Annotated in this window: 20 protein-coding genes, 1 tRNA gene and 2 pseudogenes; 19 read left to right on the top strand and 4 right to left on the bottom strand. The window is 68.2% G+C overall.

The window, feature by feature from the left end; translation table 11 throughout:
- Positions 1–16: 16 nt before the first annotated feature.
- Positions 17–487 carry a MarR family transcriptional regulator gene (locus AB0L37_RS36425; protein WP_365515746.1) on the bottom strand — a complete coding sequence of 157 codons (471 nt, stop codon included), beginning with the start codon at positions 485–487 and terminating at the stop codon, positions 17–19.
- 164 nt (positions 488–651) lie between these two features.
- On the opposite strand from AB0L37_RS36425, the gene AB0L37_RS36420 reads away from it, so the two are divergent.
- Genes AB0L37_RS36420 through AB0L37_RS36405 form a run of 4 tightly spaced genes read left to right on the top strand, consistent with a single transcriptional unit; the run spans position 652 to position 4,488 of the window.
- Positions 652–1,578: an SDR family oxidoreductase gene (locus AB0L37_RS36420; RefSeq protein WP_365515743.1), complete on the top strand. Its 927-nt coding sequence runs from the start codon at positions 652–654 to the stop codon at positions 1,576–1,578.
- Positions 1,578–2,450 (top strand): amidohydrolase family protein, encoded by an 873-nt coding sequence (locus AB0L37_RS36415; protein ID WP_365515741.1) that lies wholly within the window; start codon positions 1,578–1,580, stop codon positions 2,448–2,450. The genes AB0L37_RS36420 and AB0L37_RS36415 overlap by 1 nt, the downstream gene beginning before the upstream one ends.
- Before the next feature lie 13 nt (positions 2,451–2,463).
- On the top strand, positions 2,464–3,984 hold the full coding sequence (gene menE, locus AB0L37_RS36410; RefSeq protein WP_365515738.1) for an o-succinylbenzoate--CoA ligase: 1,521 nt from the start codon (positions 2,464–2,466) through the stop codon (positions 3,982–3,984).
- Between the two features lie 30 nt (positions 3,985–4,014).
- Positions 4,015–4,488: a MaoC family dehydratase gene (locus AB0L37_RS36405; protein WP_365515735.1), complete on the top strand. Its 474-nt coding sequence runs from the start codon at positions 4,015–4,017 to the stop codon at positions 4,486–4,488.
- On the opposite strand, the gene AB0L37_RS36400 is transcribed toward AB0L37_RS36405, so the two are convergent.
- Positions 4,479–5,318: a PaaX family transcriptional regulator C-terminal domain-containing protein gene (locus tag AB0L37_RS36400; protein ID WP_365515732.1), complete on the bottom strand. Its 840-nt coding sequence runs from the start codon at positions 5,316–5,318 to the stop codon at positions 4,479–4,481. The genes AB0L37_RS36405 and AB0L37_RS36400 overlap by 10 nt on opposite strands.
- A gap of 104 nt (positions 5,319–5,422) precedes the next feature.
- On the opposite strand from AB0L37_RS36400, the gene AB0L37_RS36395 reads away from it, so the two are divergent.
- From AB0L37_RS36395 to AB0L37_RS36380, 4 genes are all read left to right on the top strand, one after another.
- Entirely contained in the window at positions 5,423–5,767 is a 345-nt protein-coding gene (locus tag AB0L37_RS36395; RefSeq protein WP_365515729.1) for a hypothetical protein, read from the top strand.
- A gap of 366 nt (positions 5,768–6,133) precedes the next feature.
- Positions 6,134–7,192 carry a DUF262 domain-containing protein gene (locus AB0L37_RS36390; RefSeq protein WP_365515726.1) on the top strand — a complete coding sequence of 353 codons (1,059 nt, stop codon included), beginning with the start codon at positions 6,134–6,136 and terminating at the stop codon, positions 7,190–7,192.
- Positions 7,179–7,895: a HEPN domain-containing protein gene (locus AB0L37_RS36385; RefSeq protein ID WP_365515723.1), complete on the top strand. Its 717-nt coding sequence runs from the start codon at positions 7,179–7,181 to the stop codon at positions 7,893–7,895. Before AB0L37_RS36390 ends, AB0L37_RS36385 begins: the two co-directional genes overlap by 14 nt.
- Positions 7,896–8,028: 133 nt before the next feature.
- Positions 8,029–8,463 (top strand): hypothetical protein, encoded by a 435-nt coding sequence (locus tag AB0L37_RS36380; RefSeq protein WP_365515720.1) that lies wholly within the window; start codon positions 8,029–8,031, stop codon positions 8,461–8,463.
- On the opposite strand, the pseudogene AB0L37_RS36375 reads toward AB0L37_RS36380, so the two are convergent.
- Positions 8,458–9,288 (bottom strand): annotated as a pseudogene (locus AB0L37_RS36375) (IS5 family transposase). The gene AB0L37_RS36380 and the pseudogene AB0L37_RS36375 sit on opposite strands and share 6 nt — an antisense overlap.
- Before the next feature lie 74 nt (positions 9,289–9,362).
- Between AB0L37_RS36375 and AB0L37_RS36370 the strand changes: the two are divergent.
- Positions 9,363–10,021 (top strand): annotated as a pseudogene (locus tag AB0L37_RS36370) (tyrosine-type recombinase/integrase); the annotation flags it as partial.
- Positions 10,022–11,129: 1,108 nt separating this feature from the next.
- Here AB0L37_RS36370 and AB0L37_RS36365 read toward each other — a convergent pair.
- A tRNA-Arg gene (locus tag AB0L37_RS36365) sits at positions 11,130–11,201 on the bottom strand.
- A 125-nt stretch (positions 11,202–11,326) separates the two neighbouring features.
- Between AB0L37_RS36365 and AB0L37_RS36360 the strand changes: the two genes are divergently transcribed.
- The 10 genes from AB0L37_RS36360 (at position 11,327) to prfA (ending at position 23,525) form a co-directional block, all read left to right on the top strand.
- Positions 11,327–11,824, top strand: coding sequence for a response regulator (locus AB0L37_RS36360; protein WP_365515717.1), 498 nt, complete (start codon positions 11,327–11,329; stop codon positions 11,822–11,824).
- A 94-nt stretch (positions 11,825–11,918) separates the two neighbouring features.
- Complete coding sequence (gene nrtL, locus AB0L37_RS36355; RefSeq protein WP_365515714.1) at positions 11,919–12,917, top strand: ArgS-related anticodon-binding protein NrtL; 999 nt, start codon at positions 11,919–11,921, stop codon at positions 12,915–12,917.
- 29 nt (positions 12,918–12,946) lie between these two features.
- The gene (gene lysA / locus AB0L37_RS36350) at positions 12,947–14,338 is read left to right on the top strand and encodes a diaminopimelate decarboxylase (protein WP_365515712.1); all 1,392 of its coding nucleotides are present in this window, start codon (positions 12,947–12,949) and stop codon (positions 14,336–14,338) included.
- 141 nt (positions 14,339–14,479) lie between these two features.
- Positions 14,480–15,769, top strand: a complete 1,290-nt coding sequence (locus AB0L37_RS36345; protein ID WP_365515782.1) for a homoserine dehydrogenase — start codon at positions 14,480–14,482, stop codon at positions 15,767–15,769.
- A gap of 14 nt (positions 15,770–15,783) precedes the next feature.
- Positions 15,784–16,842, top strand: coding sequence for a threonine synthase (gene thrC / locus AB0L37_RS36340; RefSeq protein WP_365515779.1), 1,059 nt, complete (start codon positions 15,784–15,786; stop codon positions 16,840–16,842).
- A gap of 364 nt (positions 16,843–17,206) precedes the next feature.
- A complete protein-coding gene (gene thrB / locus AB0L37_RS36335; RefSeq protein ID WP_365515709.1) occupies positions 17,207–18,133 on the top strand; it encodes a homoserine kinase in 927 nt (308 codons plus the stop codon).
- 404 nt (positions 18,134–18,537) lie between these two features.
- A complete protein-coding gene (gene rho / locus AB0L37_RS36330) occupies positions 18,538–20,580 on the top strand; it encodes a transcription termination factor Rho (RefSeq protein WP_365515705.1) in 2,043 nt (680 codons plus the stop codon).
- Between the two features lie 284 nt (positions 20,581–20,864).
- Positions 20,865–21,965 carry an LCP family protein gene (locus tag AB0L37_RS36325; RefSeq protein WP_365515701.1) on the top strand — a complete coding sequence of 367 codons (1,101 nt, stop codon included), beginning with the start codon at positions 20,865–20,867 and terminating at the stop codon, positions 21,963–21,965.
- A 155-nt stretch (positions 21,966–22,120) separates the two neighbouring features.
- On the top strand, positions 22,121–22,342 hold the full coding sequence (rpmE, locus tag AB0L37_RS36320; protein ID WP_100595864.1) for a 50S ribosomal protein L31: 222 nt from the start codon (positions 22,121–22,123) through the stop codon (positions 22,340–22,342).
- Between the two features lie 106 nt (positions 22,343–22,448).
- Positions 22,449–23,525: a peptide chain release factor 1 gene (prfA, locus tag AB0L37_RS36315; RefSeq protein WP_365515698.1), complete on the top strand. Its 1,077-nt coding sequence runs from the start codon at positions 22,449–22,451 to the stop codon at positions 23,523–23,525.
- The last annotated feature ends 33 nt before the right edge of the window (positions 23,526–23,558 follow it).

The following is a 23,558-nucleotide window of genomic DNA, read 5'->3' as shown; positions in this document are numbered from 1 at the left end:
CAAGAGCCGCGCGGCCTCAGCCCAGACCCGCCTCCGCGACCCGCAGCAGCAGTGCGTGCAGCTCCTCGCGCTCCTTCGGGCTCAGCGGTTCGAGCAGCTCGGCGGTGACGCGCTGACCCGCCTCGTCCGAGTCGCGCAGATAGTCGCGGCCCTTGTCGGTGAGGGCGACGATGCGGCTGCGACGGTCGTCCGGCGAGGGCCGCCGCTCCGCGAACCCGGCCTTCTCCAGATCGTCGACCAGGCCCACGATCGCGCTCGGGTCGTAGCCGAGCCCGCCGCTCAACTCCCGTTGCAGCGCGCCGCGTTCGGACCCCCGCGAGGCGAGGAAGCGCAGCACGGCGTAGTGCCGCAGGCGCAGCCCCGACTCCTGGAGCGAGGCGTTGAACAGCTGCCCCGAGCGCAGGCCGAGCCGGTACAGGAGATAGCCGGTGTCGGCGTGCAGTCCGCGCATCCATGGTTCGTGCGCGTCGATGGGGGCGGGGTTCATGCGGTCTCCCTCGTTCCGGTGGGGTGCTGCGTGCGGACCCAGTCTCCCGCAAGACGAGTGTCGGCAACAACTATTGACGACAACAATTATTGCTCTTACCTTCCACTCAGTCGTACTCAGCCCCGCTCGCCCCTCAACCAGCCCGCCCCTGGAGGGACTTACTCGTGTCCACGAGCTCCGTCATCGATCTGACCGGCAAGGTCGCCGTCGTCACCGGCAGCGGCCGCGGCCTCGGTCTCGCCTACGCCCACGCCCTCGCCGCCCACGGCGCCTCGGTCGTCGTCAACGACATCGACGAGGCCGTCGCCGACGCCGCCGTGAAGTCCATCGCCGAGGCGGGCGGCACCGCCGTCGCCGAGGTCGTCCCGGTCGGCACCGCCGAGGCCGCGGACCGCCTGGTCTCCCGCGCGGTGACGGAGTTCGGCCGCCTCGACATCCTGGTCACCAACGCGGGCATCCTGCGCGACAAGGTCCTGTGGAAGATGACCGACGACGACTTCGACGCGGTGATCACCACGCACCTCAAGGGCACGTTCACCTGCGCCCGCGCCGCCGCCGTCCGGATGCGCGAGCAGGGCGAGGGCGGCACCCTCGTCCTCGTCGGCTCCCCGGCGGGCCAGCGCGGCAACTTCGGCCAGACCAACTACGCCGCCGCCAAGGCCGGCATCGCCGCCATGGCCCGTACGTGGTCGATGGAACTGGCCCGCGCCGGCATCACCGTCAACGCGATCGTGCCGGTCGCCGCCACCGCCATGACCGAGACGATCCCGGCCTTCGCGCCCTACGTCGAAGCCCTGCGCGGCGGCACCCCGCTGCCCGGCTTCCTGCGCAAGGGCGAGGGGTTCGGCACGCCCGAGGACTGCGCCGCGCTCGTCCCCTTCCTCGCCTCCGACGCGGCCCGCGACGTCACCGGGCAGGCCATCGGCATCGGCGGCGACCGCGTCACGCTCTGGTCCCACCCGCAGGAGATCAAGTCGGCCTACGCGGACGGCGGCTGGAGCCCCGACGCGCTCGCCGAGGCCTGGCCCACCTCGCTCGGCGCCGAACCGCAGACGGTCGGCATCCCCGCGCCGAAGGTCCCGGAGGCGTGATGAACATCGACGACCTGATGGCCATCGACGTCCACACCCACGCGGAGGTCTCCTCCCGGGGCCACTCCTCCCTCGCCGACGACCTGCACGACGCCTCATCGGCGTACTTCAAGGTCGAGGGCAAGCGGAAGCCGACGATCGAGGAGACCGCGGCGTACTACCGCGAGCGGAAGATGGCCGCCGTGATCTTCACGGTCGACGCCGAGTCCGCGACCGGCACGCCCCCCGTCCCCAACGACGAGGTCGCCGAGGCGGCCGCCGCCAACGCCGACGTCCTGATCCCCTTCGCCTCCCTCGACCCGTTCCGCGGCAAGGCGGCCGTCCGCGAGGCCCGCCGCCTCGTCGACGAGTACGGCGTCAAGGGCTTCAAGTTCCACCCCTCCATCCAGGGCTTCTTCCCCAACGACCGCATGGCGTACGGCCTCTACGAAGTCATCGAGGAGACGGGCGCCATCGCCCTCTTCCACACCGGCCAGACCGGCATCGGCGCGGGCGTCCCGGGCGGCGGCGGCATCCGCCTCAAGTACTCCAACCCCCTGCACGTGGACGACGTCGCCGCCGACTTCCCCCACCTGAAGATCATCCTGGCGCACCCCTCCTTCCCCTGGCAGGACGAGGCCCTCGCCGTCGCCACGCACAAGCCCGGCGTCCACATCGACCTGTCCGGCTGGTCCCCGAAGTACTTCCCGCCGCAGCTCGTCCAGTACGCGAACACGCTCCTCAAGGACAAGGTCCTGTTCGGCTCGGACTACCCGGTCCTCACCCCGGACCGCTGGCTCGCCGACTTCGCGAAGCTCGACATCAAGGAGGAGGTGCGCCCCAGGATCCTCAAGGAGAACGCGGCCCGCCTCCTGGGACTGACCAAACCCTGAAGGGGAGCCGGGAATGCGCAACGAGGGACTGGGGTCATGGCCCGCACGCCGGGCCCGCAAGACCCCGCACCGCACCGCCCTGATCCACGACGACACCCGCACCACCTACGCCGAACTGCACGCCCGCTGCACACGGTTGGCCCACGCGCTGCGCGCCCGGGGCATCCGCCGCGGCGACCGCGTCGCCTACCTCGGCCCCAACCACCCCTCCTACCTGGAGACCCTGTTCGCCGTCGGCGCACTCGGCGCGGTCTTCGTCCCGCTCAACACCCGCCTCGCGGGCCCGGAGATCGCGTACCAGCTCGCCGACTCGGGGGCGCGGGCACTCGTCCACGCCCCCGGACACGCGGCCCTCGTGGCGAGCCTCCCGCCCGACACACCGGTCCGCACCTACATCGAAGTAGGCACCGCCTACGAGGATTTGCTGAAGACCACCGCACCCGCTCCTCCGCGACCACCGATCGACGAGCCGGTCTCGGGCGACGACACCTGCATCATCATGTACACCTCGGGCACGACGGGCCGCCCCAAGGGCGCGATGCTCACCCACGCCAACCTCACGTGGAACGCCGTCAACGTCCTCGTCGACACGGACGTCGCGGCCGACGAAGTCGCCCTGGTCTCGGCCCCGTTGTTCCACACGGCGGGCCTCAACATGCTGGCGCTGCCGATCCTCCTCAAAGGCGGCACCTGCGTCATAGTCGACACCTTCGACCCAGCCCACACCCTGACCCTCATAGCCCGCCACGGCATCACGACGATGTTCGGGGTCCCGACGATGTACGACCTGGTGGCGCGGGAGCCCGCCTGGCCCACGGCCGACCTCTCCACCCTCCGCACCCTCCTGTGCGGCGGCGCCCCCGTCCCCACCTCCCTGATCGCCACGTACCAGACCCGCGGCCTCACCTTCCTCCAGGGCTACGGCATGACGGAGGCCGCCCCCGGCGTCCTCTTCCTCGACGCCGAACACGCCGAGACGAAGGCGGGCTCGGCCGGCGTCCCGCACTTCTTCACGGACGTACGGGTCGTACGCCCCGACCGCACGGATGCGGAACCGGGCGAGACCGGCGAGATCCTGGTCCGCGGCCCGCACGTGATGCCCGGCTACTGGGGCCTGCCGGACGAGTCGGCGGCGGCCTTCACGGACGGCTGGTTCCGCACCGGCGACGCGGCCCGCACGGACGACGACGGCTACGTCCACATCGTCGACCGCATCAAGGACATGATCATCTCCGGCGGCGAGAACGTGTACCCCGCCGAGATCGAGGACGCCCTCCTCGCCCACCCCGACATCGCGGAGTGCGCGGTCATCGGCGTACCCGACGAGAAGTGGGGCGAAGTCCCGAGGGCGGTGATCGTCCCACGCGAGGGCACGACACCGGACCCGTCGGAGATCCTCGCGTCCCTCGCCGACCACCTGGCCCGCTACAAGATCCCCAAATCCCTGGTGGTGGCGGACCGACTCCCGCGCACGGCTTCGGGAAAGCTCCTCAAGTCGAGAGTGCGCGAACACTACGGAACACCCACCGCCTGACCACCACGACCACCCGAAGGACCGCACCTCATGACCAACACCGTCACCGTCAACGGCCTGACCGAACTCAAGAAGCTCGCGGAGACCGACGACGGCGCTCTGGGCACGAGCGACTGGATCGAGATCACCCAGGAGCGCATCAACACGTTCGCGGACGCGACCGGCGACCACCAGTGGATCCACGTGGACCCGGAGAAGGCGGCGCAGGGCCCCTTCGGCGCCCCGATCGCCCACGGTTACCTCACCCTCTCCCTCTTCATCCCCCTCTTCACGGACCTCCTCGACGTCCAGGGCGTCACGACGAAGGTCAACTACGGCCTGAACAAGGTCCGTTTCCCGTCCCCGGTCAAGGCCGGCTCCCGCATCCGCCTGACCGCGAGGCTCGCGTCGGTGGAGGACGTCGCCGGGGGAGGGGTGCAGATCGCGGTGCAGGGCACGATCGAGATCGAGGGGGCGCAGAAGCCGGCGGCGGTCCTGGAAAGCCTCTCCCGCTTCTACGCGTAACTCTCTTCGTCCCGAACGGGCACAAGCTCGATGAGCTGTTCCGCGCCGGAGGCGGCGAGCGGGCTGAGCCGCTCGTGCACGGCGCGGAACGTCTTCTCGGCGCGCTCGGCGGGCCAGTCGTCGGGCAGATGCTTCACGGGGAGCCGGGGATCGCGCCGGATGACTTGCAGCCAGTCGGCGTGCAGGGTGAGCCGCAGAGCGAGAGCGTCCCCGGCATCGCCGGGCAGCCGCGCCCCCCGCTCCTCCCACCGGGAGCTGAACTCCTCATAGGCGTCGGCGACCTGCCCGAGCCCCCAGGTCTCTTCCACCATGGCGTCGATGTCCATCCCGTCATCGGCATGGGCCCGGAAGACCTTCACGTGCGCGCCGAGCCCCAACTCGGCGACGAGCGCGGTCACATCGACGACCCCGGGCGCGATCCACAGCCCGCTGAACAACGGCCCGAACCCGCTCCACGTCAACTGGGCCCGCAGATCGTGCCGTTGACGCTGCCACGACTCCGGCAACGAGAACCCCAGCAGCGTCCAGGACCCGTCCCACTCCCGGTTCACGGCCCCGACGCGCCAGACCCGCCGCTCCCCGTCCCGCAGCACACCCTCGGACCGCTCGGTGAGCCCGAAGTACATCCGCCGCCCCTCGCGCTGCTTCCTGAGCAGCCCCCGCTGCACCATCCGAGCAAGGGTCGACCGAGTGGCCTGCTCCCCGACCCCCACCCTCCCGAAAACCTCGATGACACTCCCCGAGTACACGCAAACCCCCCGCCCGAGCACCTGATCCCCGAGGAAGGACAGCAGCAGAGACTGCGGCCGCACCACATCATCCGAGCTCACGACTTCACGGTACAGCGCGCCATGGAGGCGGCGAGCTCAGCGGGCAGGTGCCGCTCGGACGGCCGACGGGACCCGCGATCGCCGCGATACGGCACCATCCACACGTGGACCTATCCGACGGCGGCCAGAACCTCGCCCCCCAATGGGCCGACCTGGCCAACAACGTCAGCGGCGTCGCCCAAGCCTGCCAAGACGCCTCCCCCGTCGCGGCCGCCTTCGTCCGAGCCGGCTGGTCGTCCCGATCCTCCTCCTGGCACGGCTACGAGGTGGAGACGAGCTGGGCGCGACTGGAGCTGGATCCGACCGCCGAGCGAGAGGTACTCCTCAACGGTGTCATCGACCCGCACCGCCTCGACGACCTCGCCACCCTGCTCAGCCGCTTCGGCCTCCGCTTCACCTTGGAACTGTGCGACGACGACAACGCCTTGCTGCGGGAGATACGGACCTGAGCCGTCCACCCGGCACACGGCGGCACCCGCCGGCACACACAAGAAGACCCCGCACTCAGCATCACTGCTGGCTACGGGGTCTTTAGGCACCCAATTCAAGGTGCCCCCGGCAGGATTCGAACCTGCGCACACGGCTCCGGAGTGATTGTGCTGATCGAAGCTCGTACGGCCTCTGACCTGCGGCGGAGCCAGTCTGTTGTGGGACGGGGACGTGCACTGTGTCGGAGCTGTGGCGCAGGACTCACAGCCAGGCGCGGTTGGGCACCGCGTCGTGCTCAAGGCCCTGGAAGCTTGGCGCGGCCCATGAGAGTTGCGGGTTTGTGTATCACCCGCTGCGAAAGGCAGGAAGCCCACTAGACTGCGCCCATGTCTGCTGGCGCACTTGAAAACCTGGAAGAACAGCTCCGAGGAGAGCGCGGAAAAGTTGATGTAGCCGTACACAACTTCTCTGTTCGTGAACTGGTGCGGATGATTTCCGATGAAGAGCTTAACGCCTCGCCGAATTATCAGAGGAAATTTCGCTGGGAAGAGTCGGACGAAGCCCTTTTCGTGGAGTCTGTATTTCTCGGACTCCCCATTCCGCCGATTTTTGTAGCCACCAATGTTGGGTTCCAATGGGAAGTTGTCGACGGGCTTCAACGTCTCTCAACTCTTGCCCATTTTATTGCAAAAGACGACGATGAAGCGAGCCTTATCGGCAGGAAGAGGCCGCTGAGGCTAGACGGCCTGGAAAAACTTACGGAACTCAATGACCAGACTTTCGCCGACCTGCCAAAGAATCTCCAAGTGTATTTCGGTAGGCAGCCGCTCCAGGTCATCTCGCTCACTGATAAAAGTGACCGGCAAGTGCGTTTTGATGTGTTTGAGCGTCTGAATCGGGGTGGAATTCAACTCACTGCGCAAGAGGTTCGCGCTTGCGTCTATATGGGCGCTTTCAATGACTTCATTGAAGAGCTGGCCGAAGATCCACGCCTGAAGAAACTCGTGAAGCTGCAGCGAAGTCACGAAAATGATGGCACGCGCGCTGAGCAGGTTCTGAAATTCTTCGCCTACAAGAATAACAGGGATGAGTTCGATGGTAAGGTCGAACGATTTCTGAACCAGTACATGGGAATTGCGGACGAAGGCTTTGATTACAAGGCTGAGCGCAGGATCTTCGACCAGGCGCTTAGCATTCTCTATGAGGCCTGTGAGGAACGGCCGTTCCTGCGCAGGCAGACAAAGGTGACCCCCCTGGTTCAGTTCGAGGCATGCTTGGTTGCGGCCGGTGACCTGGCGGCAGAGGGTGTATGCGCAGCTGATGTGGACCCGGCTTGGCTTGAAGACCAAGAGCTCAGGAATTCCAGCGGGGCAGGTTCGAACACGAAGTCCATGCTGCGGCGCCGCCTGAAGAGGGCTAAGGAACTACTCAGTGGCAATTCATGAGGCTCTGGTTCTCGACGCCCAGTTGCAAGGGGAACGTCTTCTCAGGCGTTGCGATGATCTGAAGAAATTCCTCGCGCTCGTGAGGAATTCCCCTCAGGGCGCACAAACGGACGCGCGTTGGGAGTCTGAGGCAAGAGATGCGCGGGCTCTTTCTGTGGTCTGTAGCATGGCGGAGCTCGAAGCGTTCACCAAATTCCTCATCCAAGAGACTCACCGGGAGCTTAATTCTTCCGGCTTGTCTGTGCGGAGCTTTCGCTCCAGTATTCGCCAGCTTGCAGCGCATACAACATTTGAGAGCCTTCGTAGCCTTTCTGATCATTCCAAGCTCTGGGATAAGCGGATGTACGCCACGACGCTAGAGGTGTGTGGCGACCCGATAGCGTTGCCAGTCGAGATTAAGCATGCTCAACCGCCGCTAGATGGCAGAACGTTGAAGCCCGAGCACTTCAACCGCATCTGGGCGATCTATGGACTTCCCGGTGCAGCCTTTCCTTTCGCTACATGGGGTGCCTCGCTACAGAAAATGGCACTCTTCAGAAATGATGTCGCACACGGCAATATTCCGTACGTGGAGATCTTTCAGCAAGCAGGGAGATCAGTTGCTGACGTAGAGCGCTATGTTAATGACATTGGCGAGTTTACTATCCATTTAGTTGCTGCTTGGGTTGAATACTTGGAGGTGCAAGGGTACCTAACGCCCTAAGAGCTCATAACAGGTTCTTGGGTGGGCCTTCTTGGGCCGCTTTCGTGTCGATGGGGAGCCGTTGACGGAGTGGGGCGGTTGGCACAGTCTTGGTCGGCTTGGAGCCGTCGAGAGGGGCCACAGGCGTGACTGAGTGCGGGAACGTTTACGTCGACATGGCCGGGGACCTGTTTCATCCGGGGCACGTCGCCCTGCTCAGGGCCCGCGAGCTTTCGGGGAACGGCTGATCGTTGGAGTGCTCTCCGACGAGGACGTGGCCAAGTACAAGCGCAAGCCCATCATGACGCTGGCGGAGCGGGTGGTGGTGATCGAGGCATGCCGGTACGTCGACGTGGTTCTTCCGAACGCGCCCTACCGTGTCACGAACGAGTTCCTGGACCGGCACGGCATCGACGTGGTCGTGCACGGGGACGACCTCACGGCTGACGCGCTCACAGAAGTCTTCGATCCGGTGGCCGACGCGGGGAAGCTGCGCCTTGTGCGGTACACCGTCGGCGTCTCCACGGCCGAGCTCATCCGACGGTGTCGCGCGGCGCCCCCTGTATCAGGAGGCACGGCGTTCTCATAACCCTGTAGGGCGGTCCTTCGATCCAGCCTTCTTCAGCCGCCTGAAGCAGATGAGGCTGCAGGCCAATGCGAGAAAGGCGTCGTGCAGTTCGAGTCGTCGCTCCCAGCGGACGGCGAGGCGTTGAACTGGTGGAGCAGGGCGAACGTTTGCTCCACGACGTAGCGGAGCTTGCCCAGGCCCTTGATGTCCGAGGAGCCCTTGCGGGAGATCACGGGCAAGATCCGGCGTTTGCGCAGTTCACGGCGGATAGCTTTCGCGTCGTAGGCCTTGTCGCCGAGCACGCTGTCGGGGCGTCGGCGGGGACGGCCGGGCCGTCCGGCCACTGGCGGGATGCCGTCGACCAGCACGAGGGTCTGTGCTTGATGTCGTTGACGTTCGCGGCGGTGGTGTGGACGTGTAGCGGGGTGCCCTTTCCGTCGCAGATCAGGTGGTGTTTGCTGCCCGTCTTGCGCCGGTCGACCGGCGACGGACCGGTCGCGGCTCCCCCTTGTTCGCGCGGACGTGGGAGCCGTCCACGCATGCGCGGGACCAGTCAAGTTCGCCGGCCGCGTTCAGTTCCGCGAGGAGGATTCGGTGCAGCCGGTCGAAGACACCCGCCTGCTGCCGGCGGTCCAGGCGGCGCCAGCAAGTCTGCCCCGAGCCGAACCCCAGCTCCAGAGGCAGGAGTTGCCAGGCGATGTCCTGGTGGAGGACGTACAGGATCCCCTGCAAGCAGAGCCGGTAGTCCACCGGTTTCGGCCCCGGTGACCGCTCAGGCCAGGGCGGGAGCAGCGGCTCGATCAGCTCCCACAGGTCATCGTCCACGATCCACGGCCGAGTATTCACACGGCCATCAACGTCCAGATCATCACACCGGACACGCCCGACCAGCACACTCACTCAAGATCGCGTTACGAGCTCTTACGGCTGTCTCCTGTGTCGGTTCGTGGGATCGCTGCCGTGGGCGGCGGCTGGTGGCGTTCTACGCGGTCCTCTACTACGCGGGGCTTCGGCCTGCGGAAGCGGTCGGGCTCCGGTTGTCGGACTGCCATCTGCCGGAGAAAGGGATGGGGCACGCTGACGCTCCGGGAGACCCGCCCCGTCTCGGGCAAGCAGTGGACTGATTCTGGCGAGCGGCACGACCGCCGGGGCCTGAAGGCGCGCGATACTTCCGCCGATCGCGGTCCCTATCCCACCGCTCCTCGTTGCTGTTCTTCAGGCACACGTGAAGGAGTTCGGGACTGCCGGAGAAGGGCGCATGTTCGGTAACGAGCGCGGGGAAGTGGTTGGTTCGTCCACGTACTGGCGAGTGTGGGAGGAGGCGCGCGAGTATGCGCTACCTGCCGATCGCGTCGGCACACCGTTGGCGGGTCGCCCTTACGACCTGCGCCACGCATGCATCACCACGTGGCTGAACGCGGGCGTACCCATTGCTGAAGTGGCCCGTAGGGTCGGCAACTCGCCGGAAGTAATTCACCGTCGCTATCACGGATGTATCGATGGTCACGAGGAAGCTGCGAACGCCAAGATCTTGAAGGCGTTGGGCGAAGAGAGCTCAGGGCAGGGTCACAGTTCGTGATGCATGCCGATGGAGGCCCGGCAGCCTGCCGGGCCTCCATCGGCATTAGCTGTGAGAGGCAGTTGCGACCTGCGGGCCAAATGCGTCCCCGGAGTGGTATGTTGCTAACGAACAGGGATAGCTCCTAGGAGGGGCTTCCTTCGTTTCCTATCTGGAGGGTTACAGGCCAGGTGCCTGAACAGCCAGGACCTACCTGGAGGAATCGACCGGGAGTCGGTTAACCAGGACGAGCATTGCGAAGGACGCCTTGCGTACGGGCTCCGCATCACGTCGATCATCGGTAGGGGTCGGCTCGGGCGGACGCTAGATCGCATTCGCGTAGCGCAGACGCTCCGCCTCATTCACTTCACCCACAAGTTCGGCATCTTTCGTTGGGTGCCCATCTCAATCGGGCCTCTGGCCTGCGCGTAAGTCGCGGATCTCGAAGATCCGCTGCTGAGCTCTGACTACCGGCAGGGTCTCGGTTTCAACCATCACTTCTGTGGTTGAACTGAGCCTGCCGTGTGCAAGCGGTTCAACCACCTGTCAGAAGGGGCTGGACCGATGAGACTCGGTTCTACTCAGATCCTGCTACTCATGCTGGGATTCGCGCTCTCCCTCGTGGTTGGTCTTGTTGCCGGAATTCTGGTCGGTATCTCGGGTCCGACCTCCGTGGATGCCGTATTCAAGAGTGGAGGCGCGTTCACGGCGTGCATGATGATGTGGCTCGGAGCGATGGCACTTTTCGGGCGGCCGTAGATCAGCGAAGCGATCTTGGTGTCTCGCTGATCTACGGCCGCCCGTCGGCATGTGACGGTCTGGTGGTCGGCGAGCTGAGGCGAACGCTACGGGCGCGGGGCTGGCGGACTGCATCCCATCTCGGCGCCCCGGGCCTGCCTCGACATCGGGATGGCTCGCCATCGCCCCGTTGGTGACGGCCTATTGCTGGGCCACCATCCCTCCGGCGAGGAGGGAGGGCTCCGCGGTAGTCGTCGAGGGGGTGTGTCGGAGGTGTGTCGCGACCACCGATAGACAACGAGAGAGGGCGGGAGTCAGTGAGACTGACTCCCGCCCTCTGTCATAGGCATCCGCCCTGGTCAGCGCTTGATACTTGCTGATCCTTGGCGAGTGCCCCCGGCAGGATTCGAACCTGCGCACACGGCTCCGGAGGCCGTTGCTCTATCCCCTGAGCTACGGGGGCGTGGCCACGTGGTGCGTGGCGACGGGTAGAACCCTACCAGCTCACCCGGGGTCCTCATGAACAGGTATTTCGGGGGAGCGGGAGAAGGAGGGGAGTGGGGTCGACGTCCCCTGTACGGGGCGGAAGTGGGGAAAACCCGGACGCGGTGGCCGGTGCCGACCTACTCTCGAGTTGTGCCAGGCGCGTCCGGCCGGGTCCTTGTCGTGGACGACAACAAGGTCATCCGGCAGCTGATCAGGGTCAATCTCGAGCTGGAGGGCTTCGAGGTCGTGACCGCGGCCGATGGTGCCGAATGCCTGGACGTGGTGCACGAGGTCAGGCCCGACGTGGTCACCCTGGACGTCGTGATGCCGCGCCTCGACGGCCTGCGCACCGCCGCCTGGCTGCGCGGGGACGAGCGCACCAGCGGACTGCCGATCGTCGTGGTGAGCGCATGCACCCAGTACGAGGTGGAGAACGGGCTGGATGTAGGGGTCGACGCCTTCCTGGCCAAGCCCTTCGAGCCGAACGAACTGGTGCGGGTCGTACGGCAGTTGAGCGAGCGCGGGCGTGCGCAGGCCGTTGCCGAGGACGCAGCCCAGGACGCCGAGCGCGCTGAGCGGGCCGGGCGCACCAGCGGCTGACAGGCTCCGTACGAGCCGGGCGCCCCGTCCGTATCGCGGACCATCCGCTAAACCGGCTCGCCTACCCACCCCCCTCCTCCCATACGCTGGTCCCGTGACCCCCGCCGAGCTCTCCCGCACCGTCCTGCGCGCCGTCCGCCGCGCGGTCGACGACGGTGAGCTCGGTGCGGCCGTGGCCGACGGTGTCGCGGCCGGGACCGCGCGGATCGTCGTCGAGCGGCCCCGCCCCGGCGGCCACGGCGACTACGCCACGAACGTCGCGTTGCAGCTCGCGGGCCCCGCCGGCCGCCCCCCGCGCCAGGTCGCCGAGATTTTGTCGAGGCGCCTCGTCGAAGCCCCCGGCATCGCCTCCGTCGACGTCACCGGGCCCGGTTTCCTCAATCTCACCTTGAGCAGTGGTACGGCAGGCCCGGGCCCCGACCCGGACAGCCACGACTCGCTCCGCGGCCACCGCATCGACCTGTGCGTCCCGCACGAGCTGCGCGCCGCCACCGTCGCCGAGGCCCTCGCCCGGATCGGCCGCGACCAGGGCGCCGACGTGCGCGTCACGTACGCCGAGCACCCGGCCGACGTCACCTTCCGCCCCGTACCGGCCCGCCCGCAGAACCTCGTCGAGCTCCTCGGCCCGGACGCCGCCCGCTGGGCGATGCTCCACCCCGCCCCGCACGATCACCCCCGCACCGCCACCCCCGAGGACCGCGCCGCGCACCTCGCCCAGCGCGCCTCGAACCCCCTCTTCCGCGTCCGCTACGCCCACGCCCGCAGCCGCGCCCTCACCCGCAACGCCGCGGACCTCGGCTTCACCGGCGCCCCCGGCGTCGTACCCGGCGGCGAAGCCCTCGCGGCGGCGCTCGGCGACCACCCCCGGATCCTGCTCGCCGCGGCCCGCCACCGCGCCCCGGACCGGCTCGCCCGGCACCTGGTCGACGTCGCGGACCTCTTCCTCACCGACCTGCACCCGACGGTGCTGCCCCTGGGCGAGGAGAAACCCTCGGCCGCCCACCGCGCCCGGCTCGCGCTCGCCGAAGCCACCGGGACGGTGCTCGCAGGCGGCCTGACCCTGCTCGGCATCGACGCCCCGGAATATCTGTAGAACGCAGAAGAAGAGAGCCCACCGCAGTCATGAGCCGTTCCGCACACCCCGCAGGTCCCCGCCACGCAGACGTCCTGCCGGAGGGTCACTACAGCGCGCCGCCCGCCGACCTCAACACCCTCGACCCGAAGGTGTGGTCGCAGACGGTGGCCCGCGCGGCCGACGGCACCGTCACCGTCGGCGGCATCGAAGTCGCCCGCCTGGCCGAGGAGTTCGGCACCCCGGCCTACTTCCTGGACGAGGCCGACTTCCGTGCCCGCTGCGCCGCCTGGCGCGATGCCTTCGGGCCCGACGCCGACGTCTTCTACGCCGGCAAGGCCTTCCTGAGCCGCGCCGTCGTGCGGTGGCTGCACGAGGAAGGGCTCAACCTGGATGTCTGTTCCGGTGGGGAACTCGCCACCGCCCTCTCCGCCGGCATGCCCGCCGACCGCATCGCCTTCCACGGCAACAACAAGACCGAGGACGAGATCGAGCGGGCCATCGAGGCCGGCGTCGGCCGGATCGTGCTCGACTCCTTCCAGGAGATCGTGCGCGTCGCCCACATCGCCGAGCGGCTCGGCAAGCGCCAGCGCGTGCAGATCCGGGTGACCGTCGGCGTCGAGGCCCACACCCACGAGTTCATCGCCACCGCGCACGAGGACCAGAAGTTCGGCATCGCCCTCGCGGGCGGGCAGGCCGCCGAAGCCGTGCGGCGCGCCCTCAAGCTCGACGGGATCGAGCTCATCGGGATCCACTCGCACATCGGGTCGCAGATCTTCGACATGGCGGGCTTCGAGGTCGCCGCACGCCGCGTCGTCGGACTGCTCGCCGAGGTGCGCGACGAGCACGGCATCGAGCTTCCCGAGATCGACCTCGGCGGTGGTCTCGGTATCGCGTACACCAGCGACGACGACCCCCGTGAGCCGCACGAGATCGCCAAGGCGCTGAGCGAGATCGTCACGAGGGAGTGCGAGGCCGCGAAGCTGCGGACCCCCCGGATCTCCGTCGAGCCGGGGCGCGCCATCGTCGGCCCGACCGCCTTCACGCTCTACACCGTCGGCACCGTCAAGCCGCTGGAGAGCCTGCGGACGTACGTCTCCGTCGACGGCGGCATGTCCGACAACATTCGGACCGCCCTGTACGACGCCGAGTACACCGTCGCCCTCGTCTCGCGCCGCTCCGACGCCGAGCCCATGCTGGTCCGCGTCGTCGGCAAGCACTGCGAGAGCGGCGACATCGTGGTCAAGGACGCGTTCCTGCCCGCGGACGTCGCCCCGGGCGACCTCATCGCCGTACCGGCCACCGGCGCGTACTGCCGCTCCATGGCCAGCAATTACAACCACGCGCTTCGCCCGCCCGTCGTCGCCGTGCGCGACGGCGAGGCCCGGGTGATCGTCCGGCGTGAGACGGAGGAAGATCTCCTGCGCCTCGACGTCGGATAAATGAAATCTACGTCTCACCATCCGGACCCGGGGCGGAATCCCCGGTCCGGTGGGTGAGACTGGTTCCACCGTGGACAGGTGAGAACCGTGGACACGTAAGACTCGTAGCAGAGAAGTAGCAGAGGGAAACGAGGTCGGATGATGCGTACGCGTCCGCTGAAGGTGGCGCTGCTGGGCTGTGGGGTTGTCGGCTCAGAGGTGGCGCGCATCATGACGACGCACGCCGACGACCTCGCCGCCCGGATCGGCGCCCCCGTCGAGCTCGCGGGGGTGGCCGTCCGGCGCCCGTCCAAGGTCCGTGAGGGCATCGACCCGGACCTGGTCACCACCGACGCGACCGCCCTCGTGAAACGCGGCGACATCGACGTGATCGTCGAAGTCATCGGAGGGATCGAGCCCGCGCGCACCCTCATCACCACTGCCTTCGAGCACGGCGCCTCCGTCGTCTCGGCCAACAAGGCGCTCGTCGCCCAGGACGGCGAGGCCCTGCACGCCGCCGCCGAGGAGCACGGCCGCGACCTGTACTACGAAGCCGCCGTGGCCGGCGCGATCCCGCTCGTACGCCCCCTGCGGGAGTCCCTCGCGGGCGACAAGGTCAACCGTGTGCTCGGCATCGTCAACGGCACGACGAACTTCATCCTCGACAAGATGGACTCGACCGGCGCCGGCTACCAGGAAGCGCTCGACGAGGCCACCGCCCTCGGGTACGCCGAAGCCGACCCGACCGCCGACGTCGAGGGCTTCGACGCCGCCGCCAAGGCCGCCATCCTCGCCGGGATCGCCTTCCACACCCGGGTCCGCCTCGACGACGTGTACCGCGAGGGCATGAGCGAGGTCACCGCCGCCGACTTCGCGTCCGCGAAGGAGATGGGCTGCACCATCAAGCTCCTCGCGATCTGCGAGCGCGCCGCCGACGGAGGTTCCGTCACGGCGCGCGTGCACCCCGCGATGATCCCGCTCGACCACCCGCTGGCCTCCGTCCGCGGCGCGTACAACGCCGTGTTCGTCGAGGCCGAGGCCGCGGGTCAGTTGATGTTCTACGGACCCGGTGCCGGCGGCTCGCCGACCGCGTCCGCCGTTCTCGGCGACCTCGTCGCCGTCTGCCGCAACCGCCTCAACGGCGCGACGGGACCCGGCGATTCCGCGTACACGCAGCTGCCCGTCTCCCCGATGGGCGACGTCGTGACGCGGTACCACATCAGCCTCGACGTGGCCGACAAGCCGGGTGTTCTCGCCCAGGTCGCGACGGTCTTCGCCGAGCACGGGGTCTCCATCGACACCGTGCGGCAGTCGGGGAAGGACGGCGAGGCCTCCCTCGTCGTCGTCACCCACCGCGCGGCGGACGCGGCCCTCACCGGGACCGTGGACGCGCTGCGTCAGCTCGACACCGTGCGCGGTGTCGCCAGCATCATGCGTGTTGAAGGGGAGTAGCAGGGATGACCGGAATGACCCACCAGTGGCGCGGCATCATCGAGGAGTACCGGGACCGGCTCCCGGTGACGGGCACCACGCCGGTCGTGACGCTGCGCGAGGGCGGCACGCCGCTCGTGCCCGCGCAGGTCCTCTCCGAGCGCCTGGGCTGCGAGGTCCACCTGAAGGTGGAGGGCGCCAACCCCACCGGCTCCTTCAAGGACCGCGGCATGACCATGGCCATCACCAAGGCCAAGGAGGAGGGCGCGCAGGCCGTCATCTGCGCCTCCACCGGCAACACGTCGGCGTCCGCCGCGGCCTACGCCGTGCGCGCCGGCATGGTCTGCGCGGTGCTCGTGCCGCGCGGCAAGATCGCGCTCGGCAAGATGGGCCAGGCGCTCGTCTACGGCTCGAAGATCCTCCAGGTCGACGGCAACTTCGACGACTGCCTGAACCTGGCGCGCGGCCTCTCCGAGAACTACCCGGTGGCGCTGGTCAACTCCGTCAACCCGTTCCGTATCGAGGGCCAGAAGACGGCCTCGTTCGAGATCGTGGACGCCCTCGGCGACGCGCCCGACATCCACGTGCTGCCCGTCGGCAACGCCGGCAACATCACGGCCTACTGGAAGGGCTACAAGGAGTACGCCGCCGACAGCGTGTCGACGCACACTCCGCGCATGTGGGGTTTCCAGGCCTCCGGTTCCGCGCCGATCGTGCGCGGCGAGGTCGTCAAGGACCCGTCGACGATCGCGACCGCAATCCGCATCGGGAACCCGGCGTCGTGGCAGCAGGCCGAGGCCGCGCGCGACGAGTCCGGCGGGTTCATCGACGAGGTGACGGACCGTGAGATCCTGCGCGCCTACAAGCTGTTGGCGTCCCAGGAGGGTGTCTTCGTCGAGCCCGCGTCCGCCGCTTCGGTGGCCGGTCTGCTGAAGGCCGCCGAGCAGGGCAAGGTCGACAAGGGCCAGAAGATCGTCTGCACCGTCACGGGCAACGGCCTCAAGGACCCCGACTGGGCCGTCGCCGGCGCCCCGCAGCCCGTCACCGTCCCGGTCGACGCCGCCGCGGCCGCCGAGCGCCTCGGTCTCGCCTGATCCCGGTTCCGCGCCGCGACTGATACCCCGTCAACTGGGCGTATCCGTACAGGGGGTGCACAGGGGGCTTACGACACGCATCGTGCGCCTCCTGTGCGCCCTATGTCGCCACAGAACCTTCCTTCGATAGGCTGTACCGAACCCGCCCGCCGCATATGCCGCGGTGCCGCCGCCGTTCCGTCGTTCTCCGGCGAATTTCCGCCGTGTTTCCGACGATCGTGGCCCGGGTGTCGACGTACGCATCACAAGACATCGGAAGTCTCGGAAGTTCTCGAAAGCCTCGAAAGTCTCGACCGTCATCAGTCTGTCGTCAGTCTTCGGAAGTTCTCGAAACATCCCGCAGCTCAAGGAGAGTCATCGAGCGATGGCCGGTCCCGCGTTCCGCGCCGCCGCCGTCAGGGTGCGCGTCCCCGCCACCAGCGCCAACCTCGGCCCGGGCTTCGACAGCCTCGGCCTGTCGCTGGGGCTCTACGACGACGTCGTCGTCAGGGTCGCCGACTCCGGGCTGAACATCGACATCGCGGGTGAGGGCTCCGAGACCCTGCCGCGCGACGAGTCGCACCTTCTCGTACGTTCCCTGCGCACCGCCTTCGACCTGCTCGGCGGGCAGCCGCGTGGCCTCGAGATCGTGTGCGCCAACCGGATCCCGCACGGCCGTGGCCTGGGCTCCTCCTCCGCCGCCATCGTCGCCGCCGTCGTCGCCGCGCGCGCCGTGACCATAGGCGGCGACTCCCGGCTCGACGACGCCGCGCTCCTCGAACTCGCCACCGAGATCGAGGGCCACCCCGACAACGTCGCGCCGTGTCTGCTCGGCGGTTTCACCATCGCGTGGATGGAGGCCGGCGCGGGACGTGCCGTCCGCCTGGAGGCCGCGCGTTCCGTCGTTCCGGTGGTCTTCGTCCCCGGAAAGCCCGTCCTCACCGAAATGGCGCGAGGACTGCTGCCGCGCACCGTCCCCCATGTGGACGCAGCGGCCAACGCGGGCCGGGCGGCCCTGCTCGTCGAGGCGCTGACCAGGCGCCCCGAGCTGCTGCTCCCGGCCACCGAGGACCGTCTCCACCAGGAGTACCGCGCTCCCGCGATGCCGGAGAGCGCCGCACTGGTGGAGCGGCTGCGGGCCGACGGGGTGCCCGCGATGATCTCCGGGGCGGGGCCGACGGTCATCGCCCTGGTGGAGGACGGAGCGGCCGACAAGGTCGCCCGGCTGGCCGGAGAGGGATGGGCGGCCAATCGCCTGGCCCTCGACGTCGACGGAGCGAGCGTCCTGCCGCTCGGCTCCCAAGCCGTCTGATCAAAAGCATCCGGTTGCCGGATTGAGAGAGGGGGAATGTTTGTTGGATCCGGTAGTGTTAACCTCAAGTCTGCACCCGACCCCACCATGGCGAGGTGCTGTGTGTCCCCGTCCGGGACAACCATTCTTCCGGGAGCCTCCCCAGCAATTCCGTGCATCGTCCTCGTATGCCGAGACGCGGCGCTGAATGTTGTCGAGCATGCTCCGGAACCGGCGTGACCGAGCCGCGTGACACAGAAATCCCGTGCACCCGTGGAATCCGGAATCGCTGCCACCAATGAATTCTTCCGCCTCTTCGGCGGACAACCGCCCCGGCACGGTCCGTACAGGCAGGACCACCGCCGGACAGCACGACCGGTCGCCGAGCCAGACAGGCCGACGTCCGCTCCAGGGAAGGACCCTTCGTGAGCGACACCACCGATCTGATGGGCGTGACTGCCGACAGCTCTGCTGCCGCGCCCGCCGCGTCCACGGACTCTGCTGCGCCGGCCGCCGGTGCTTCGGGCTCCCGGCGGCGCCGCGGTACCGGCCTCGACGGCATGGTGCTGGCCGAGCTGCAGCAGGTCGCATCGGGCCTCGGCATCAGGGGCACTGCGCGGATGCGCAAGAGCCAGCTGATCGAGGTCATCAAGGAGGCGCAGGCGGGCGGCGGTGCCCCCGCGAAGAGCGCCGACGCCGCCGAGGCGAAGCCGAAGCGCCGGGCCACCTCGAAGGCCCGTACGGGTGACGAGGCCGTCGTCGACGCCGCGCCCGCGAAGAAGGCGGACGCCAAGGCGGAGAAGGCGGAGGCCAAGGCCACCGCGCAGCAGCAGATCGAGATCCCCGGCCAGGGCGCCGGGGACGAGCAGCCGGCCGGTGAGCGTCGTCGCCGCCGTGCCACCGCCGACGCGGGCAGCCCGGAGACCGTCACGGCCGAGGCCAAGTCCGAGTCGAAGCAGGACGCCCAGGGCGCCGAGAACAAGGGCGACGGCGGCCAGGAGAACAGCAACGACGGCCGTCGTGAGCGCCGTGACCGGCGTGACCGCGGGGGCCGCGACCGTGACCGCCGCGGCGGCAAGGGCGACGACCAGGGCCAGGGCCAGGGCAACAAGGACCAGGGCGGCCGCCAGGACCGTCAGGACCGCCAGCAGGGCCAGGGCGGCGGTGGTCGCCAGGACCGTGACCGCGACCGCAACAACGGTCCGCAGGACGACGACGACTTCGAGGGCGGCCGGCGCGGCCGTCGGGGCCGTTACCGCGACCGCCGCGGGCGCCGCGGGCGTGACGAGGGCGGCTTCGGCAACGAGCCGCAGGTCTCCGACGACGACGTCCTGATCCCCGTCGCGGGCATCCTCGACATCCTCGACAACTACGCCTTCATCCGTACGTCGGGCTACCTCCCGGGCCCCAACGACGTCTACGTCTCCCTCGCCCAGGTCCGCAAGAACGGCCTGCGCAAGGGCGACCACGTCACCGGTGCCGTGCGTCAGCCGAAGGAAGGCGAGCGCCGCGAGAAGTTCAACGCGCTCGTCCGCCTCGACTCGGCGAACGGCATGGCGGCCGAATCCGGCCGCGGACGCCCGGAGTTCAACAAGCTGACGCCGCTGTACCCGCAGGACCGCCTCCGCCTGGAGACGGACCCGGGCGTGCTCACCACCCGCATCATCGACCTCGTGTCGCCGATCGGTAAGGGCCAGCGCGGTCTGATCGTGGCCCCGCCGAAGACCGGCAAGACCATGATCATGCAGGCGGTCGCCAACGCGATCACGCACAACAACCCCGAGTGCCACCTGATGGTCGTCCTGGTCGACGAGCGTCCGGAAGAGGTCACCGACATGCAGCGGTCGGTCAAGGGCGAGGTCATCTCCTCGACCTTCGACCGTCCGGCCGAGGACCACACCACGGTCGCCGAGCTCGCCATCGAGCGTGCGAAGCGCCTGGTCGAGCTGGGCCACGACGTCGTCGTGCTGCTCGACTCCATCACGCGTCTGGGCCGCGCCTACAACCTGGCGGCGCCGGCCTCCGGCCGCATCCTGTCCGGTGGTGTCGACTCGACCGCCCTGTACCCCCCGAAGCGCTTCTTCGGCGCCGCGCGCAACATCGAGGACGGCGGCTCGCTGACCATCCTCGCCACCGCGCTCGTCGACACCGGGTCCCGCATGGACGAGGTGATCTTCGAGGAGTTCAAGGGCACCGGCAACATGGAGCTCAAGCTCGACCGCAAGCTCGCCGACAAGCGCATCTTCCCGGCGGTGGACGTCGACGCGTCCGGTACCCGTAAGGAAGAGATCCTGCTCGGCAGCGACGAGCTCGCCGTCACCTGGAAGCTGCGTCGCGTGCTGCACGCGCTCGACCAGCAGCAGGCGATCGAGCTGCTGCTCGACAAGATGAAGCAGACGAAGTCGAACGGCGAGTTCCTGCTCCAGATCCAGAAGACGACGCCGACGCCGGGCAACGGCAACGACTGACGCTTCGCCGCGGGTTTCTCGTAAGGGCTGAGCCCCGTCGCAGGGATGCGACGGGGCTCAGCCCTTTGCCGTGCGCGTTCGTGGGCACTCGGTCCCCCGAGACCTTCACCACATGTATAAGAATTCGCGGCCTCTGTGAAGCATGCGGCTCATGAGGCCAAAAGCGCAGGTGGGAGGGGTACGGGACCTTGGTCCCGTTACGTTCCGTGTCCGGTGCGCTCCGCTGCGGGCACAGGCTGCTGTGCAACGCTTCATGGCGATCAGAACGAACCTGCGAGGAGCACATGCCGGACAGTGACAGCAAGCCCGGGCGCCACCGCGCCAAGGGCCGCCGCCGCAAGCCGCGGGACGGGCGCGGCAAGGCGCTGCGCATCGTGGCGTGGAGCGCCGCGGGCGTCGTCGTCCTCGGCGGCACGGGCCTCGGGTACGTCTACTTCAAGCTCAACGGCAACATCAAGAGCGTCGACATCAACGCGGCCCTGGGCACGGACCGTCCCGAGAACGTCGACAACGGCTCGCAGGACATCCTGGTGCTCGGCTCCGACAGCCGCGCCGGCAACAACAAGAAGGTCGGCGGCGGCACGGACGAGGGCTCGGCCCGCTCCGACACCGCGATGGTGGTCCACATCTACAAGGGCCACAAGAAGGCGAGCATCGTCTCCATACCCAGGGACACGCTCATAGACCGGCCGTCGTGCACCGACAAGAACGGCACGGAGTACCCCGCGGCGAACGACGTCATGTTCAACTCCGCGTACTCCACCGGGGGCGCGGCCTGCGCGGTCAAGACCGTCGAGTCCATGAGCGGCATCCGCATGGACCACTACGTCGAGGTCGACTTCAGCGGCTTCCAGGAGCTGATCGACGACCTCGGCGGCGTCGAGGTCACCACCAGCAAGGCGATCAAGGACCCCGACAGCCATCTGGACCTCGACGCCGGCACCCACAAGCTCGACGGCGAGCAGGCGCTCGGCCTCGTCCGCACCCGGCACGGCGTCGGCGACGGCAGCGACCTCGGCCGCATCCAGCTTCAGCAGGCGTTCATGAAGGCCCTGATGGACCAGATCAAGGACGTCGGCGTCTTCACCAGCCCGAAGAAGCTGTACAACCTGGCGAACACGGCCACCAAGTCGGTGACGACGGACTCGGACCTCGCCTCGGTCACCGACCTCACCTCGTTCGCGAACGGGCTCAAGGGCATCGGCTCCAACGACATGAACATGGTCACGATGCCGGTGCAGTACGACCCGAACGACGCCAACCGCGTCCTGGTCGACCAGACCAAGTCCGACGCGGTCTGGAAGGCGCTGAAGGCCGACAGGGCGGTCCCGAAGACCGCGACGAAGGGCACCGCGACCGGCACCGCCGAGGGCGTCGTCCACTAGCCCCGGACCGGCCCCGACACCCGCCGGGAATAGTTCCGGCCCGACCCCGGTTTTGGGGGATACGGCCAGTCCTGGCAGACTGGTACGTCGGCTCCGGTTCACGCTCCCGTATCCCGCGGTTGCGACCCGGCGCCCTCCCGAAACTAGGAGACACCTTGAAGCGCGACATCCACCCCGAGTACGTCGAGACGCAGGTCAGCTGCACCTGTGGCGCGTCGTTCACCACCCGTAGCACCATCTCGTCCGGCACTGTCCGTGCCGAGGTCTGCTCCGAGTGCCACCCGTTCTACACGGGCAAGCAGAAGATCCTCGACACCGGTGGCCGCGTGGCCCGCTTCGAGGCCCGCTTCGGCAAGGCTGCCGCTGCCAACAAGTAGCGAGGCTTCAGCGCCGGTCTTCGGTGCCCCTGGTCACACGGGGGCACCGGGACCGGCGCTTTGCGGTGCAGCCCCTTTTCCACACCCGTAAGACCAGGAGCCGGAGATGTTCGAGGCCGTCGAGGACCTGATCGGTGAGCACGCCGATCTGGAGAAGAAGCTCGCTGACCCGTCGGTCCATGCCGACCAGGCCAACGCGCGCAAGCTGAACAAGCGCTACGCCGAGCTGACCCCGATCGTCGCGACGTACCGCTCCTGGAAGCAGAACGGGGAGGACATCGAGACGGCGAAGGAGTTCGCCGCCGACGACCCCGACTTCGCCGCCGAGGTCAAGGAACTCGAGAAGGCGCGCGAGGAGATCACCGAGAAGCTGCGGCTTCTCCTGGTGCCCCGCGACCCGTCCGACGACAAGGACGTGATCCTCGAGATCAAGGCCGGCGCGGGCGGCGACGAGTCCGCCCTGTTCGCCGGCGACCTGCTGCGCATGTACCTGCGGTACGCGGAGCGCGTCGGCTGGAAGACCGAGATCATCGACGCCACCGAGTCCGAGCTGGGCGGCTACAAGGACGTCCAGGTCGCCGTGAAGACCAAGGGCGGCAACGGCGCGACCGAGCCCGGCCAGGGCGTGTGGGCCCGCCTCAAGTACGAGGGCGGCGTGCACCGCGTGCAGCGCGTGCCCGCGACCGAGTCGCAGGGCCGCATCCACACCTCCGCCGCCGGCGTGCTCGTCACGCCCGAGGCCGAGGAGGTCGACGTCGAGATCAACATGAACGATCTCCGTATCGACGTGTACCGCTCCTCGGGCCCCGGCGGCCAGTCCGTCAACACGACCGACTCCGCCGTGCGCATCACGCACATTCCCACCGGAGTCGTCGCGTCCTGCCAGAACGAGAAGAGCCAGCTGCAGAACAAGGAGCAGGCGATGCGTATCCTGCGCTCCAGGCTCCTCGCAGCGGCGCAGGAGAAGGCCGAGGCCGAAGCGGCCGACGCCCGTCGCAGCCAGGTCCGCACCGTCGACCGCTCCGAGAAGATCCGTACGTACAACTTCCCGGAGAACCGCATCTCGGACCACCGCGTCGGCTTCAAGGCGTACAACTTGGACCAGGTGCTCGACGGCGACCTCGACGCCATGATCCAGGCGTGCGTCGACGCGGACTCGGCCGCCAAGCTCGCCGCCGCGTAAGCCTTCTGTACGCCCGTACGTCCACAGCTCAGC

This window comes from Streptomyces sp. NPDC052225 (assembly GCF_040679615.1).
Taxonomy (GTDB): Bacteria; Actinomycetota; Actinomycetes; order Streptomycetales; family Streptomycetaceae; genus Streptomyces.
This window is presented reverse-complemented; position numbering and strand designations above follow the sequence as displayed.

Coding starts and splice junctions, on each gene's coding strand:
- thrC (WP_365515779.1), top strand. CDS start 15,784: ATGACCCACCAGTGGCGCGGCATCATCGAGGAGTACCGGGACCGGCTC.
- AB0L37_RS36415 (WP_365515741.1), top strand. CDS start 1,578: ATGAACATCGACGACCTGATGGCCATCGACGTCCACACCCACGCGGAG.
- AB0L37_RS36390 (WP_365515726.1), top strand. CDS start 6,134: ATGTCTGCTGGCGCACTTGAAAACCTGGAAGAACAGCTCCGAGGAGAG.
- AB0L37_RS36405 (WP_365515735.1), top strand. CDS start 4,015: ATGACCAACACCGTCACCGTCAACGGCCTGACCGAACTCAAGAAGCTC.
- AB0L37_RS36345 (WP_365515782.1), top strand. CDS start 14,480: ATGCGTACGCGTCCGCTGAAGGTGGCGCTGCTGGGCTGTGGGGTTGTC.
- lysA (WP_365515712.1), top strand. CDS start 12,947: ATGAGCCGTTCCGCACACCCCGCAGGTCCCCGCCACGCAGACGTCCTG.
- AB0L37_RS36425 (WP_365515746.1), bottom strand. CDS start 487: ATGAACCCCGCCCCCATCGACGCGCACGAACCATGGATGCGCGGACTG.
- prfA (WP_365515698.1), top strand. CDS start 22,449: ATGTTCGAGGCCGTCGAGGACCTGATCGGTGAGCACGCCGATCTGGAG.
- thrB (WP_365515709.1), top strand. CDS start 17,207: ATGGCCGGTCCCGCGTTCCGCGCCGCCGCCGTCAGGGTGCGCGTCCCC.
- menE (WP_365515738.1), top strand. CDS start 2,464: ATGCGCAACGAGGGACTGGGGTCATGGCCCGCACGCCGGGCCCGCAAG.
- AB0L37_RS36325 (WP_365515701.1), top strand. CDS start 20,865: ATGCCGGACAGTGACAGCAAGCCCGGGCGCCACCGCGCCAAGGGCCGC.